General features: G+C 38.7%; 14 protein-coding genes. 8 read left to right on the top strand and 6 right to left on the bottom strand.

The window, feature by feature from the left end:
- Window positions 1-36: 36 nt before the first annotated feature.
- Window positions 37-948, bottom strand: coding sequence for an ornithine cyclodeaminase family protein (locus ACT53H_RS02690; RefSeq protein ID WP_476008539.1), 912 nt, complete (start codon window positions 946-948; stop codon window positions 37-39).
- Window positions 949-1,063: 115 nt separating this feature from the next.
- The gene (locus ACT53H_RS02685) at window positions 1,064-2,032 is read right to left on the bottom strand and encodes a threo-3-hydroxy-L-aspartate ammonia-lyase (RefSeq protein ID WP_476008538.1); all 969 of its coding nucleotides are present in this window, start codon (window positions 2,030-2,032) and stop codon (window positions 1,064-1,066) included.
- A gap of 255 nt (window positions 2,033-2,287) precedes the next feature.
- On the opposite strand from ACT53H_RS02685, the gene ACT53H_RS02680 reads away from it, so the two are divergent.
- Together ACT53H_RS02680 and ACT53H_RS02675 are read left to right on the top strand one after the other, a co-directional pair.
- The gene (locus tag ACT53H_RS02680) at window positions 2,288-2,911 is read left to right on the top strand and encodes a helix-turn-helix transcriptional regulator (protein ID WP_151963264.1); all 624 of its coding nucleotides are present in this window, start codon (window positions 2,288-2,290) and stop codon (window positions 2,909-2,911) included.
- Between the two features lie 110 nt (window positions 2,912-3,021).
- The gene (locus ACT53H_RS02675) at window positions 3,022-3,258 is read left to right on the top strand and encodes a hypothetical protein (RefSeq protein ID WP_081402197.1); all 237 of its coding nucleotides are present in this window, start codon (window positions 3,022-3,024) and stop codon (window positions 3,256-3,258) included.
- Between the two features lie 33 nt (window positions 3,259-3,291).
- Here ACT53H_RS02675 and ACT53H_RS02670 read toward each other — a convergent pair whose 3' ends face one another.
- Both ACT53H_RS02670 and ACT53H_RS02665 read right to left on the bottom strand, forming a co-directional pair.
- On the bottom strand, window positions 3,292-3,978 hold the full coding sequence (locus ACT53H_RS02670) for a pirin family protein (protein WP_476008537.1): 687 nt from the start codon (window positions 3,976-3,978) through the stop codon (window positions 3,292-3,294).
- A 184-nt stretch (window positions 3,979-4,162) separates the two neighbouring features.
- The gene (locus tag ACT53H_RS02665) at window positions 4,163-5,401 is read right to left on the bottom strand and encodes a L,D-transpeptidase family protein (RefSeq protein WP_013197180.1); all 1,239 of its coding nucleotides are present in this window, start codon (window positions 5,399-5,401) and stop codon (window positions 4,163-4,165) included.
- A gap of 302 nt (window positions 5,402-5,703) precedes the next feature.
- Between ACT53H_RS02665 and hemE the strand changes: the two genes are divergently transcribed.
- From hemE to ACT53H_RS02645, 4 genes are all read left to right on the top strand, one after another.
- A complete protein-coding gene (gene hemE, locus ACT53H_RS02660; protein WP_005307229.1) occupies window positions 5,704-6,777 on the top strand; it encodes a uroporphyrinogen decarboxylase in 1,074 nt (357 codons plus the stop codon).
- A 5-nt stretch (window positions 6,778-6,782) separates the two neighbouring features.
- Entirely contained in the window at window positions 6,783-7,577 is a 795-nt protein-coding gene (locus ACT53H_RS02655; RefSeq protein WP_476008536.1) for a DUF817 family protein, read from the top strand.
- Window positions 7,578-7,725: 148 nt separating this feature from the next.
- Window positions 7,726-8,196, top strand: a complete 471-nt coding sequence (locus ACT53H_RS02650) for a DUF3015 family protein (RefSeq protein WP_476008535.1) — start codon at window positions 7,726-7,728, stop codon at window positions 8,194-8,196.
- Between the two features lie 70 nt (window positions 8,197-8,266).
- On the top strand, window positions 8,267-10,150 hold the full coding sequence (locus ACT53H_RS02645) for an Lnb N-terminal periplasmic domain-containing protein (RefSeq protein WP_476008534.1): 1,884 nt from the start codon (window positions 8,267-8,269) through the stop codon (window positions 10,148-10,150).
- Window positions 10,151-10,220: 70 nt separating this feature from the next.
- Here the strand turns inward: ACT53H_RS02645 and blaADC are convergent, their stop codons facing one another.
- Window positions 10,221-11,372: an ADC family extended-spectrum class C beta-lactamase gene (gene blaADC, locus ACT53H_RS02640; protein WP_476008533.1), complete on the bottom strand. Its 1,152-nt coding sequence runs from the start codon at window positions 11,370-11,372 to the stop codon at window positions 10,221-10,223.
- Between the two features lie 148 nt (window positions 11,373-11,520).
- Window positions 11,521-12,069: a GTP cyclohydrolase I FolE gene (gene folE, locus ACT53H_RS02635; protein WP_001187844.1), complete on the bottom strand. Its 549-nt coding sequence runs from the start codon at window positions 12,067-12,069 to the stop codon at window positions 11,521-11,523.
- 260 nt (window positions 12,070-12,329) lie between these two features.
- Here folE and xdhA point away from each other — a divergent pair, with 260 nt between their 5' ends.
- Complete coding sequence (gene xdhA, locus ACT53H_RS02630; RefSeq protein WP_476008532.1) at window positions 12,330-13,829, top strand: xanthine dehydrogenase small subunit; 1,500 nt, start codon at window positions 12,330-12,332, stop codon at window positions 13,827-13,829.
- Window position 13,830: 1 nt separating this feature from the next.
- The gene (gene xdhB, locus ACT53H_RS02625) at window positions 13,831-16,206 is read left to right on the top strand and encodes a xanthine dehydrogenase molybdopterin binding subunit (protein WP_476008531.1); all 2,376 of its coding nucleotides are present in this window, start codon (window positions 13,831-13,833) and stop codon (window positions 16,204-16,206) included.
- Window positions 16,207-16,211: the final 5 nt, after the last annotated feature.

Raw genomic sequence — 16,211 nt, 5'->3', positions numbered from 1 at the left:
TGCATCAACCTGAATGATGCAGTTAAGTGATAAATTTTAAGAAATTTCTAAAATTTTTTGGGCGATATATAAGTCTTGTATAGATAACCCTGAACTATCATAAATTGTGATTTGTTCCTGAGACTGTCTTCCTTCAGTGTTTGCTAAAAGTACATCACCGATATTGGTTAAAGTTACAGACTCAGGCGCGTGTTGAAATTCACCGATGACTTTAGACTGAGTATTAAGATCACAGAACAAACCACTCTGTGAAAATAATTCTGGAGGAAGTTCTTGTTTGCCTTTTTTATCGGAACCCATAGATGAAATATGAGTGCCGACTTTGACCCATTCTGCTTTAAAAAGAGGGGTGTGTGAGGAAGTCGCTGTCACAATAACATCAGCTTGTTCACAGGCTTCTTTTGCACCAGCAATTTTAATCTCAATCCCTAACTTTTTGAGGTCTTCTGCCATTTTTTCAGCTTTATTTTGATCGCGTCCTACTATCAAAATCTGATCGAAGTTTCTAATTCTCGCTAATGCCTCGCATTCATATTTGGCCTGATTTCCTGTACCAAATATGACCAATACTTTTGAATCTTTTCTTGCCAATATTTGGGTAGCAACAGCATTAGAAGCCGCTGTACGAAATGCATTCACCTTGCCTGCTTCGATGGCTGCTGCCATTTTTCCATTGGCTTGATTAAATAATAAAATGAGTGCGTTATGGCGGGGTAATCCATTTTTAGGATTATCTTCCCAGAAAGAACCGACTTTAAGACCAGCTAAGTGCTGATTAGCAGACGATTTAATACTAAACGTATTTTTTGTATCAGACGCTTGACCATGAACCACAGAAAAACTTTTAGTATCCAATTGAGTAGCAGCAATTAAAGCTTGGTAAATGGCGTCATAAGCCAGTTCATGATTGATGAGCGCAGAAGATTCAGACTCGGAAATAAATCTCATAACCATCTCTAAAAATTAATATTTAAATTAAGACGTGAACAAGTCGAGAGACGAGTAGCATGTAATGTCTATCTATGAAGCACTAACTGACATCATAGATAGACAGTGACTTTTATTAAGCAGATAAAAACACTACATATTTAGAAATATCGACATTCCCGCCACTAATAATGATGCCTATACGTTTGCCTTTTAACTCATGCTTTAAATTACACGCAGCAGCAAATCCGAGACATCCCGTTGGCTCAACCACCATTTTCATTCTTTCAGCAAAGAACTTCATACAGCTAATCAGGTCTTCATCTTCTACTGTCAAAATGTCATCTACATTCTTTTGAATAATAGGGAATGTTAATTTGCCTAAATATTGAGTTTGAGCACCATCAGCAATGGTTTGTGGCGTATCAATATGAACAATTTCCCCTTTTCTAAAAGACATCTGTCCATCATTTCCTAGAGCAGGTTCAACACCATATATTTTACAGTTTGGAGAGAGCTTGCGAGCAGATAGGGCAGAACCTGCCAATAAACCGCCGCCACCTAAACATACAAACAGGTAATCTAATTCACCTACTTCTTCAAATAACTCTTTTGCAGCCGTTCCTTGACCAGCAATTACATGAGGATGGTCATAAGATGGAATGAGTGTCAGGCCATTTTTTTCGGCGATCTCTTTTCCAATTTTTTCCCGATCTTCCGTATAACGGTCAAATTCAACAATATCGGCGCCGTACTCTCGCGTTGCTGCCATTTTGGCTGCTGGGGCATCTTGGGGCATAACGATTATGGCTGGAATACCAAGAGTTTTTGCTGACAGTGCGATCGCTTGTGCGTGGTTTCCCGAAGAGAAAGCAACCACCCCCGCTTTTTTTTGAGCATCACTAAATTGCAAAAGTGCATTCATTGCACCACGAAATTTAAAAGCGCCAACACGCTGAAAATTCTCACATTTAAAGAATACTTCTGCTTCAAATTCATTGTTCACAGTACGTGAAGTTAAAACAGGAGTCTTATTTGCAAAACCTTTTATACGTTCAGCAGCGGCTGCTACATCTTCATAAGTGGGAAGGGTTAAATTTTTCATAATTAAACCTAATGCTATTCAATGTTTTCGGATGCAAGATTTGCTATTGCTCAAGCAACGCACAATGTATTGACCTTGTTTAGATAAAATATATATATTTAGATAAAATGTCTAATTTTATTTTCTAATGTGATAACAATGAGATATAAGATTTTGATTTACATTAAGTTTAAAATTAGATAAAAAGTCTAAATTACTATTGCATGCTTCACGCTAGGGTTTGAAATAGTAAGTAAGTCATTAGGAGGAAATACATTGGGCAATCGTAATAAACATTTACTCACTCAGCTAGATACAATTGCAAAGGGATTAAGTGAAACGCTATCTCCTTTTTGCGAAGTTGTGGTCCATGACTTAACAAATCCTGAACATGCCATACTTTCAATACACAATAATTTATCTGGTCGAAAAGTTGGAGATCCAGCAACTGAATTAGGATTGGCTAGAATCATGTCTCCAGAATTTCCAAATCTTATTTCAAACTATGCAAATCAGTTTGCAGATGGCCGTCCCGCAAAAAGCACGTCTATTGGAATTAAAGATGAAGAGGGCCAGTATGTGGCTGCTTTATGCATGAATATTGATTTAACCCTGTTTAGAGGGATGCAAAGTGCTTTAGAGCATTTCACTAAAATTGAAACTGATAACATTGTTGAAAATTTGGAGCCGAGTGGCACTGAAGCAATCCGGAAATATATCGACCAATTTGCCTCAAAACATGCCACTACACCGCGTATGCTAAAACTCAATGAGAGAAAACAATTAATACATGAGTTAAAGAATAATGGTTTGTTAGATATTAAAAAGGCTGTCGAGACAGTTGCACAACATTTAGGTATATCAAGAGCAAGTGCTTATTTGTATGTAAAGGAAACTTAAAGGTTTGAGCTTATTTATCAAAAAACAACTTGTTTCTTCAGTATGACTCATTTAAATAATGAAATAGGAACACAACACACATCTCTGTTGCTTTATGAGGAGGTCGTTATTTGAAGTTATTTATTATTATATTTATTGCAATTTTTTCTAGTATTGGACTGATCTGTTTAATTGCTCTACTCAAAAATCTAAAAAACAATTCGTCATCTGGCGAGCATGATCATTCATCTTCTTCAACACATCATTTTCACGATAATAGTTCTAGTCATCATAGCTCTAGTTATTCAAATGATTGTTCATCATCTTCAGATTCAGGTAGCTGTGATAGCGGCGGTGGTGGAGATTAAAAAAGCCCTTTTATGCAAAGGGCTTTTAATGATTTAAGGTAAATCGAACCAGATAAATTGACTATCTTCAGTTGCCTGAATTGTCGCTTTACCTTCAAACACGAAAGCATCGCCTGCTTTAACTTCTTGATCGCCAATGTGAACTACACCTGAAATCACGTGTACATAGTTCACTTTTTTAACTGGCTCAACACTTAAGTCACGTCCTTTTTCCAATACAGCTGATTTTATCTCTGCATTCTGACGAATATGCATCGGTGCATTTGCATCAGGCCCTGCAATTAAATGCCATTTATTTGGATCATTACGTGGGTCAAGGCTAATTTGCTGGTAATTTGGCTCAGCTTCTTTTACGTCTGGAATAATCCAGATCTGTAATAAATGTACAGGCGTATCAGTGTTGTTGATTTCACTGTGAGCAACACCTGTACCAGCGCTCATGAGCTGCCATTCACCTGCTTTAATCTGACCTTCATTTCCCATGGTGTCACGGTGTGAAATAGCACCATCTAGCACACAAGTTAAGATTTCCATGTTGTCATGCGAGTGCGTACCAAAACCATTGTGCGCATCAATTCTGTCGTCATTAATCACACGTAATGCACTAACACCCATATATTTAGGATCGTACCAGCTACCAAATGAAAAGCTATGATAAGACTCTAACCAACCCGCTTTTACATGACCTCGATCTTCACCACGATGTAGATAAGTATTCATGATTTAATCTCCCAAATTTTTTATTTATCTCTTGAGAAATATATTAATGTTCTATGGAGACTAGAAAAATAGGCTAACTGCAACATGTCGTTGCATAATTGATATGGTTGTAAAGTTTTTATTGATCAATTTTTTAAGAATAAAAAACCTGCCATGAAGGCAGGTCTTTTAAAGAATATATGGATTACTCAAGGAATTTAACAGTTACGCCAGAACGTACTTTATTTCCTAAATCGTTTGCATCCCAGTTTGTTAAACGGATACAACCGTGTGATGCTGTTTTAGAAATTAAAGATGGATTTGGTGTTCCGTGAATACCGAAAGATTTTTTACTTAAACCAATCCAGATATTACCCACTGGAGCATTCGGGCCAGGTGGTAAAGAAAGAGGTTTTAAGTTTTTACCTTGTACGAAGTTCGAAGGTGAATAGCTGTACCAAGGGTTACGGGCCACACCAACTACCTTGTAAGTACCGGCCGGAGAAGGCGTATCAGTACTGCCAATTGTTGCAGGAAATGAGGCAATCATTTGGTTCCGGCTATTGAAGAGATACAATTGTTTTGCACCTTTATGGGCAATAATCAAATGAATATCTTCTGGTAAATCATTGCGTACGTTTGGAACAATGATTTTTTCACCCGCTTTTTTGAATGTCGCAGTTGGGTTAATTTTCTTTAAGAAAGCTTCATCAATATGAAACTTCTCGCCCAACATTTCGGTTACACGCGTGTAGTACAAACCTTTCATTTTAGCTTGTAATGCGTAGTCAGAAGGAATCGACTCAGCATATGGGCCTTTTAGGTCAGCATCAGAAATTGTGTATTCAATAAATGCTGGCTTAGTTTGTTTAGCAACCAATGCATCCCAAGTTTCTTTGGTCAGGTCACCAGTAGGTGATAAACCATTCATTTGTTGGAATGAAGAAATTGCTTTTAATGTATTTTTACCGCTCATGCCGTCAATTGCACCTGGCGAAGCATGTGCATTATTGAGCATTACATGTGCACGCGCATAAACTGGAAGTTGGCCTTTACCAATATTTTCAGACCATTCTGCCGAGTTTAAGCTATCTAAAGTCCATGATGCAGCGGTTGTCGCAGGAGCCGTAGACGCAGCGCTGCTTTTAGCAACAGCTGGAGTAGACGCCGCGATGCCTGATTCAGCATTTGGATCTTCAGTTTTCTGTAAATTTTGTAATGTTGTTGACGCTCGATTTAAGTCATTTTGTTCTTGAGCGGTAATTTGTGTCGAAGCTTGAGCTTTTACAGTTGAAGCTGCATCTACTGCTAAAGGATCAATCGGATCTTCTACAGGAGCTGATACCTTTTTAGGGTTCAGGGGTTGCTCAGTTGTTGAAGCAGCAAAAGCAACATTAGCAATAATACAACTTAAACTCATAGCGAGTAATGAGCGAACAAACATGTAATTCAACCTTAAGAATTTTCATATAAGCAATAGGGGATTGATCTAATCTCAAAGTGCATAAAATTACCAATAACTCATTTCTATGAGCCCAAGATTGATAATTTAGTGATTAAAAGAATATCCAATGACCCCAATGTAACATGTTGCAAGTATTGCAGAAAACCCCAAGGCTTGCAGTAGACTTTTGTGTAAATATGCATTTTTTAGTAGATTGACGAGTTTTTTGTGTGAAATTGAAATTATAAAAATGTCTCTGTTTTTGATATGATGCTGCCACATAAAGAAGATAGAGATTGGTAATGACGACTTTGAAAAATGATCGTTTCCTCCGTGCTTTGTTACGCGAACCTGTAGATACCACACCAGTATGGATGATGCGTCAAGCAGGGCGTTATTTGCCTGAATATCGCGAAACACGTTCACAAGCAGGTGATTTCCTATCTTTATGTAAAAATACAGATTTTGCCTGTGAAGTGACTTTACAACCTTTGCGTCGTTACGATTTAGATGCAGCAATTTTATTTTCAGATATTTTAACTATTCCAGATGCACTCGGTTTAGGGCTTTATTTTGAAACTGGCGAAGGCCCTAAGTTTCAAAAGACCGTACGTACTGAACAAGATGTCGCAAATTTACCAAAATTAAATGCAAAATCAGATCTTGATTATGTGATGAATGCGGTAAGTACAATTCGTTCTGCTTTAGGTGGTCAAGTTCCACTGATTGGTTTCTCTGGTAGCCCTTGGACACTTGCAACTTATATGGTTGAAGGTGGTTCAAGTAAAGAATTCCGTTTTACCAAGCAGATGATGTACGCTCAACCAGAAGTTTTGCATGCTTTGCTTGATCATTTAGCAGACTCAGTCATTGACTATTTAAATGCTCAAATTGATGCAGGTGCTCAGGCAATTCAGATCTTTGATAGCTGGGGCGGGGCATTAGCACACCGTGAATATGTCGAATTCTCTTTAAACTACATGAATAAAATCATTGCAGGTTTACAACGTGAGAAAGATGGTCGACGTATTCCTATCATTGTGTTCACGAAAGGTGGTGGTCAATGGTTAGAGCCAATGATTACTACAGGTGCAGACGCATTAGGATTAGATTGGACGACACCATTAAATACGGCTCGAACTACTGTGGCTGGACGTGTCGCTCTGCAAGGCAATCTTGATCCGGCTGTTTTATACGGTTCGGCTGCTTCAATTGAGAAAGCAGTGAAATTGATGATAGACGATGCCTACGCAAATGGCGAAAAGACCGGTTACATTGCTAACTTGGGCCATGGGATTACTCAATGGGTAGACCCTGCACAACCAAAAATCTTTGTAGATACAGTGCATGAGTATAGTGCTAAATATCTAGGATAGTTTTTGTGCAATATCTAACTTTACCGTTTCAATTTATCGGCAAGGCTGTTTCGGCAGCCTTGTTTGGTATTTTGCTTTTAATTGCTTTTGCTTTAACAGCACCGATGGGAAGCCATGAATACATGGGGTTCTATCGTTATGATTATTTACTGACTTATGCACTGTTAATTCAGATTTGCTTACTCTATTTAAAATTGGAGTCATGGGCAGAAGCCAAAGTCATTGCTTTATTTCATGTCATGGCGATGTTCATGGAAATATTCCTAACGCATCCTGCGATTGCATCGTGGCAATATCCACAGCCCGCCGTATTTAAAATTTTAACTGTGCCTTTATTTGCAGGTTTTATGTATTCGGCTGTAGGTAGTTTTTTTGCACGCTCAATACGACTGTTTCAAGTTTCTTTTGAAAAGCTTCCTAGTTTTGCAACTATGCTGTTACTGGCATTTTTCTCATATATAAATTTTATGAGTAAATTTTTTGTTCCAGACATTCGCTATATTTTATTCGCGATTAGTATTTTTATTTTTTGGAAAACAAAACTTTATTTTCAGTTAAATGAACATAAATTTAAAATCCCGATGTTACCTGTTTTGTTTACACTCGCGTTTCTAATCTGGATTGCTGAAAATATAAGTACATTTTATAAAATCTGGCTTTATCCAAGTCAGGTCGATGCTTGGCATATGGTTGGTTGGGGCAAGCTAGGGTCGTGGTATTTATTATTAATTTTAAGTCTCGTGCTCGTGCTTAAAATATTAGGCAACAGGGATAATCAAGGTAACTGGAATTTAAGATAATTTTTCTTTTGCACTTTTTATCATATTGTTTATTTTTTAATTGCTAAATCACAACCTTCTCGTTATCTTTAATATCGTGTAATAAGAATTACACATAACAATACAACACATAAGAAACAATCAATAATGATTTTGGAGATTTACATCTATGTTAAAAAAATTAGCTTTAGCTGCTTTATTAGTAGCTGGTTCAAGTGTTGCAATGGCTGACAACGATGTTGGTTGTGGTGTGGGTACACAAGTATGGGCTGGCAAAAAAGGAGTAGCGCCTAAAATTCTTGCAGCAACAACAAACGGTATTTTTACTAACCAATTATTAGGGATCACTTTTGGTACTCTAGGCTGCCGTCAAGGCGGAACAGTAACAGCGCAAGTTGTAACATTCACAAATGAAAATGCAGAAGCTTTAGCACGTGATATGGCAGTAGGCCAAGGTGAAAGCCTGAACGTACTTGCTGAGTTAATGCAAATTAAACCTCAAGATAAAGACCGTTTCTTTAAAGTTTCAAAAGCAAACTTTGGTGAAATCTATTCTGCAAACAACCAAAATACGCTTCAAGTATTAGCATCATTACAAACTGTAATGGCTAAAGACGACGTTTTAAAAGCTTACGTATAAGTTTGAAACTGAAAACCCTGTCGTATGGCAGGGTTTTTCTTATATTTAATGATAAAAATTGATGAGCTTAATGAAGTTAGTTGTTTTAGTTTTTGCCTCTTTGGCAGTGAATATTGCGTATTCAGCAGATATAAATCCATCTATTCAAAAATATTGGTCAATTGCAGAACAACAAAAATTAGATCAAGACATTACCTGGCAAAGGCTTATGTATGCCAATAAAGACCATAAAAGTGAAGTGACTTATTCTGGCTATTTCATGTCGAAAAATGGGAAAAATAATTTAAAAGAAGAACTGAAAGCGGATATCTCGGCATTATTTATGCCCGCTCAAGATAATCAGTCGATTCGCTGTAAATTTCCGGCACGCAGTCAATGGCTTATAAAAAAAGTAGGCATTCAAGAAAATGAATTGCCTCAAGTGAAGTGTTCAGAGTTTGAAAATTGGATTGGACAGATTAAGCCTCATAAAGCGACATTAATTTATGCGACAGATTTTATGGGCAATCCGAGCTCAATGTTTGGCCATACTTTATTGCGTTTAGACCCCAAAGATCAGCAACAATTAAATTTAGTTTCTTACGCTGTAAATTATGCAGCAACTGTAGCAGGTAACGACAACTGGTCATATGCATGGAAAGGTTTAACAGGGCAATATCCGGGTGAATATTCACTCATGCCTTATTACCGTAAAGTAAAAGAGTACGGTGATTTTGAAAGCCGTGATTTATGGGAATATGAGCTAAATTTAACACCTGAAGAAACACGGTTTTTAGTAAGCCATATTTGGGAAATGCAACATGTGAGCTTTCCTTATTACTTTGTGAGTGATAACTGTGCCTATCGATTGTTAGGGTTGGTTGATTTAGTAAAACCTGAGTCTCACCTGCAAGAAAAATTCACTCATGCTTCCATCCCGATGGAAACCATTAAATCGATGCAGCAGCAAGGGTTAACCAAAGCTCCTGTATATCGACCTGCTTTAGAAACTCAGCTATTGGCCCAAGCTCATCAGCATGGCGAATCTTTGGCGAAAGTGGCCCATCAAATTGCGATGATGCCCACTCAGCAGTCTTCTCAGATTTTAAAATCATTTAGTGAGCAAGATCAGGCTAAGATTTTAGAGATGGCTTATGATGATTTATATCTTCAATTTACGAGCCGTAAAATAGAAGAAAGCGTTGCTCAGCCACAGTTACGCCAGCTGTTAGCACTCAGAAGTCAGATTAATTTAGACAAACAGCGTCAAGAACCTAAAAGACCAACAAAAGAGCCAACTCAAGGTCACAATGCACGTAATATTTCAGTCAAAGCTGGTGAAGTGCAAGGTGATAAGTTTATCGAAATTGGTCATCGCCAAGCCTATCATGACTTGATAGATCCGCAAGGCGGATATCGTGCGGGAACTCAATTACTCTTTTTAAATGGTAATGTACAGTGGCGAGATGACCATTTAAAACTAGAACGTCTTGATCTGCTAGAAGTAAATTCTTATAACCCGATTCAACCTTTTAAAACACCGCTGAGTTGGGGATTTAATTTAGGTTGGCGTCAGGAAGCGATTCATGATGGTACTTTTAGTGAAGAAAAACAGCATGGCGTAGCGAATTTTAATGCTCAGGTTGGATATAGTTTTGCTGACTATGAGCGCAAACATATCTGCTATGGGCAACTACAAACCTATCTACAAGGCGGTTCAAATTTAGATAAAGGGTGGCGTGTGGGAATGGGGCCAACTTTGGGGTGTATGAATCAATGGTTTGATCGGTTTAATTCTGTGGTGCAAATTGAATTGCCATATTGGGAAGACCAAAATCAATGGAATTTAAGAGTGAATACCCAGTGGCAATATGTGATTAATAGTAATAATACCATTCGATTAACCTGGGATTATGAACAACAAAATCATCAAGACTGGATGAAATCAAGTCTAGGATATGTTTGGTTCTTTTAAGTAGTCTTACGAATTAGAAAAAGAGAGAAATGAATGAGATCATTTCTCTCTTTTTTGTTTTAAGAAAAGATTATTTCTTTATCGCATTCAACACAGCATAGGCAGCTTTAATACGCTCTTCATTTGGAATGCGTTTATTGGTTAGCATGACTAAACCAATATTTTCTTTCGGAATAAACACAACATACGTTCCAAAACCATTGGTTGAACCAGTTTTGTGGTAAATCTTAACGGAAGGCTCTTTAGAAATAGCAGTGACTTTATTTGATTTCATTACGATTTGTTCAGAATTACTGTCTAATAAAGTTTGTAAAGGTGCTGGATAAGCGAATTCTTCCCAACCTAATGCCTGATACATCGTGCCGACTTGGTAGAAGCCTTTATGAGTTTCATTAATTGCACGTTGGATATCTGTTGGATATTTTTGTGGATTTAAATTGGCACTTATAAAATTAAGCATATCTGGTAAGGTTGATTTAACGCCGTAAGCAGGGGCATCTAATGGGCCAGATGTTACACGAATCGGCTGATTTTCTTGGTTATAACCAAATGCATAGTTTTGCATTTGAGTTTTAGGCACATTTACATAGCTCTGTTTTAAATGAAGAGCTGGAAAAATTGTATTTTCTAAGACTTGGTCAAAAGGTTTATTCATAGACAAAGCTACAACTTTTCCAAAGAGACCAATACTTGGGTTTGAATATTGTCTATATTCACCGATTGAATTTTTAGGTTTCCATTCTTTGAAAAAAGTTAAAACCTGAGAGTCTGTTTGTACTTCATCTGGAAACTGTAAGGCGAGGTTACCACTGGTATAGGTTGCAAGCTGGAGTAAGGTAACTCGGTCTATAGGCGTGTTTTTTAGCTCTTTCCAATATTTTCCAGGTGTGTCTTCAAAAGAGAGTGTTCCTTTAGTTTTGGCATATCCACCAGCTGTGGCGGTAAATAATTTACTGACTGAACCTAGCTCAAAAATCGTATTGCTATTTACCGTTTGCTTGTCTTGAACGGATCTTAAACCATAATACATTTCATACTTTTTATTATTTTGAATGACACCAACGGCCATACCGGGAACATTATACTTTTCTAATAATGGTTTAAAGTTTTGATCAACCAGTTTTTTGATCTCTTGTTCTTTTGGTGTATTCTCTGCATAAATTGATGTATTAAAAATAAAAAGAGGGGATAAAAGTAAGCAAGAAATTTTGTTAAATCGCATGATTAACTCATAAATTATTTAAAATTAAAGATGTGTACTTTTATAACAAAAATCACATAATTTGATTGTTATGTTTTATAGAGTAAGTGCTTTATCTAAATATAAAAAAAGCCCAACTGAGTCGGGCTTTTTTGCAGTAGTCACCAGATTAGTAGCTTTCTGGTACTGCACTTAAAAATTCACGGCGTGCTTCTTTGTCAGTTTTAAAATCTCCGACAAATGAAACTGTACGAGTTGTAGATTCCTGTTTACCTACACCACGCATCATCATACACATATGTGCTGAATCGATAACGACAGCTACACCACGTGCGCCAGTCACTTCAGCTACAGCTTCAGCGATTTGCTGAGTTAAATTTTCTTGAATTTGCAAACGACGAGCAAACATCTCGGTAATACGCGCAAATTTAGATAAGCCAAGAACTTTGCCTTCTGGTAAATAGGCAACATGAACACGGCCATAGAATGGGAGGAGATGATGTTCGCAAAGCGAATAGAATTCAATATTCTTCACCAATACCATTTCATGGTTATCTGATGGGAAAACCGCATTATTGGTGACTTCTTCTAAAGTTTTACTATAGCCAGAAGTTAAATATGAAAAAGCTTTAGCCGCACGCACAGGCGTATCTTTAAGGCCGGGACGATTAAGGTCTTCACCGACGGCAGTCAGAATGTTTGCGTACGATTGCTGCATTGACATAAGGCGTATAAATTTACTCTATTAGACAAGCTCGGCATTGTATCAGAAACATGCCCTGATGTTCATAACTCGTCGCACTATATTTATCCTGTTCGGCATGCATTAGATAAATGGTGAATAAATTTCATGTTTTTTATCGTTAATAGTCAATTATTTGAGCATGAAATGTGCAACTAATATGGGTAAGTTATAAATGATCGCCTGATGGCATCATATTTGCAAATATGCCGTACTATAGAGCATAAGGATAAAACATGTCAGAACGTCCAATCACCTTTTTTTTTCGTGGTAATCAGCAACAAGTAGAAAATGTATTACCCACAATGACAGTCTTACAATTTTTACGAGAATATACTCAAACGGGTAAGACTCGGCAGACTGGTACAAAAGAGGGCTGTGCTGAGGGCGATTGTGGTGCATGTACAGTAGTGATTGGTGAGTTGGTCAATGACAATCTGCAATTGCGCAGTGTGAATGCGTGTATTCAGTTTTTACCGACTTTAGATGGTAAAGCCCTATTTACAGTAGAAGATCTGCATAATTTATTGCCTGCACAAGATGGAACACTTCACCCAGTGCAACAGGCAATGGTGGATATGCATGGTTCACAATGTGGTTTTTGTACGCCCGGTTTTATCATGTCCTTATGGTCAATGTATGAAAATGAGCAAGAGCCTCCAAGCAAAGATCAAATCAGTGATTATCTTTCTGGAAATTTGTGTCGCTGTACAGGCTATCGCCCTATTTTAGATGCAGCACAAAAAGCATATGACTATCCGCGTGTTTTATTAAAACGTCAAAAAATAATTGATGTATTAAAAGAGATCAGAATATTACCTGCATTACATTTAAATGATCATGGTCAACAATTCTTTGCACCAAAGACTTTGCAGGATTTTGCCGCATTACATTTGCAGTTGCCGCAAGCACGGATTGTTGCAGGTAGTACAGATGTCGGTTTGTGGGTAACAAAGCAGGGCCGTGATTTAGGCGATATGCTTTATATCGGTCAGGTTGATGAGCTGAAAAGGATTGTAGTCAAAAACCATGCTTTAACGATTGGGGCAAATGTCAGTTTGAGTGATGCACTCATCAAAATTTCAGAGTTTTATCCTGACTTTCAAGAATTACAGCGCCGTTTTGCTTCCATGCCGATTAAAAATGCAGGAACCCTAGGTGGAAACATTGCTAATGGTTCACCTATTGGCGACTCAATGCCGGCATTAATTACGCTAGGTACACAATTGATTTTGCGTGTAGGTGAACAAACCCGTGAAATCGCCTTGGAAGACTTTTATTTAGACTATCAAAAAACAGCATTACAGCTTGGTGAGTTTGTAGAGGCGATTGTTATTCCGCTTCGTGAAGAACAGACGCGTTTTAAATTTGCCAGTTATAAAATTGCCAAACGTTTTGAGCAGGATATTTCTGCGGTATGTGCTGCTATTTCATGCGAGTTAGATGCTCATCATGTCGCTCACAATGTGAGAGTTGCTTTTGGTGGCATGGCGGCTATTCCCAAACGTGCAAAATATGCAGAAGCTATATTGGAAGGCCAGCAACTTACATCGGAATTGATGGTTCAGGCACAGCAGGCATTGTCGCAAGACTATCAACCTTTAGACGATGGACGTGCTAGTTCGGCATATCGTTTGCACGTCGCGAAAAACTGTTTACAGCGTTTTTATGTAGAAAAAGTCCTGTCTCAAACGATTACTCGTGTGAATGATTTGATTGCTATGGTGGAGATCTAACATGAATCAAACCATTGACTTAAGAGTTTCTAAAAAATCAGCTAAAGCTGGCGACTCGATTCCACACGAGAGCGCACATTTACATGTAACTGGGCAAGCAACTTATATTGATGATTTACCGGAGCTTGAAAATACCCTGCATCTGGCGGTCGGATTTTCAAATTGTGCCAAAGGTAAAATCAGTAAGTTTGATTTGGATGCAGTACGTCAGGCTGAAGGTGTTCATGCAGTTTTTTCGGCAAAGGATATTGAGGTTGAAAATAATTGGGGACCCATTGTAAAAGATGACCCAATTTTTGCCGAAGAGCAGGTTGAATTTTATGGACAAGCCCTATTTGTGGTTGTTGCCGAAAGTTATCAGCAAGCCCGTCATGCAGTTCGCTTGGCAAAAATTGAGTATGTGCCTGAAACTCCAATTTTAACGATTCAAGATGCGATTGAAAAAGAATCGTGGGTGTTACCGCCTGTTGAATTTAGCCATGGTGAAGTTGAACAGGCATTTCAAAATGCCGCCCATCAACTTTCAGGTACGATTGAGCTGGGTGGGCAAGAGCATTTTTATTTAGAAGGTCAGATTTCCTATGCGATTCCACAAGAAAATCAGAGCTTAAAAGTCTATTGCTCGACACAACATCCAACCGAAATGCAGCTGCTGATTTGTCATGCATTAGGCATGAATATGCATCAGGTGAGTGTGGAAAGTCGCCGTATGGGTGGGGGTTTTGGCGGTAAAGAGTCGCAATCGGCGCAGTGGGCATGTATCGCATCTTTGGCAGCACAAAAAACAGGTCGTCCGTGTAAATTACGTTTAGATCGTGACGATGACATGAGTGCTACAGGCAAACGTCACGGTTTTGCTTATGAGTGGTCTGTGGCTTTTGATGACAGTGGTGTTCTGCAAGGCTTAAAGGTGCAACTGGCTTCAAACTGCGGTTTTTCGGCTGATCTTTCTGGTCCAGTGAATGAACGGGCGATTTGCCATATTGGTAACGCCTATTATCTAAATGCAGTTGAGTTGCGTAACTTACGCTGTAAAACTAACACTGTTTCTAACACGGCATATCGTGGTTTCGGTGGACCGCAAGGCATGTTTGTCATTGAAAATATTATTGATGACATTGCTCGTTATTTAAGTTGTGACCCAGTTGAAATTCGTCAACGTAATTTCTTTGCCGAACAGCTGGGTACTGGACGTGACCGTATGCACTATGGGGCAGAAGTCCGTGATAATGTTGCGCCAAAATTAGTAGCCGAACTATTGCAAAGTAGTGACTATGCGAAACGCAAACAGAGCATTCATGCCTTTAATCAGAACAATGACATTATTAAGCGTGGTATTGCGTTAACTCCATTAATGTTCGGTATTTCGTTTAATGCCGTACATTACAATCAGGCAGGTGCACTGGTCTACGTGTATATGGATGGTACTGTTTCTATTACACATGGCGGTACGGAAATGGGACAAGGGCTATATACCAAAGCACGTCAGGTTGCTGCGCATGAGTTGGGTTTACCAATCGATAGCGTTCGTTTAATTGCAACAGATACTTCTCGGGTTCCAAATACTTCAGCAACTGCAGCATCGAGTGGAGCAGATTTAAATGGTAAGGCTGTTCAAAATGCCTGTATTAAAATTCGTGAGCGTCTGGCAAAACTTGCCGCAGAAATAAGTGACAGTGCGGCTCACCAAGTCCAGTTTGAAGATAGTATGGTTTCAACAGCGAATGGTCATTCATGGACTTTTCCTGATTTGGTTCAACGGGCATATATGGCGCGTGTACAACTATGGGACAGCGGTTTTTATAAAACGCCAGAAATTCACTATGATCAGGTCAACCATTTAGGACGTCCATTTTTCTATTACGCTTATGGCGCAGCCGTCAGTGAGGTCGCAATAGATACGCTAACTGGGGAAATGAAAGTATTACGTGCCGATATTTTGCATGACGTCGGGCGGTCAATTAACCCTGCAATTGATATTGGACAAATTGAAGGTGGGTTTGTGCAAGGGATGGGGTGGCTCACCACAGAAGAGCTGTATTGGCAGCCACAAGGACCACACGCAGGCCGTTTGTTTACCCATGCACCTTCAACTTATAAAATCCCGACCAGCGTGGATATTCCTCATATTTTTAATGTGAAACTGTTTGATAACCAAAATCAGGCGGACACCATCTACCGCTCCAAAGCGGTAGGTGAACCGCCATTTATGTTGGCATTATCTGTTTTCTCGGCAATTCGTCAGGCGGTACAGGCGGCTATTCCAGAAAATGCACCGCTCGTACTCAATGCTCCAGCAACTGCCGAAGAAATTTTACGCGCAATTGCGATTGGACGAGGACAAGCTTTGGCTGACCGCCCACAAGCTAAAATGTAGAAGAT

Source organism: Acinetobacter sp. DMC2, assembly GCF_056314305.1.
The sequence above is the reverse complement of the archived record's forward strand: the minus strand, read 5'-3'. Positions and strand labels throughout refer to the sequence as shown.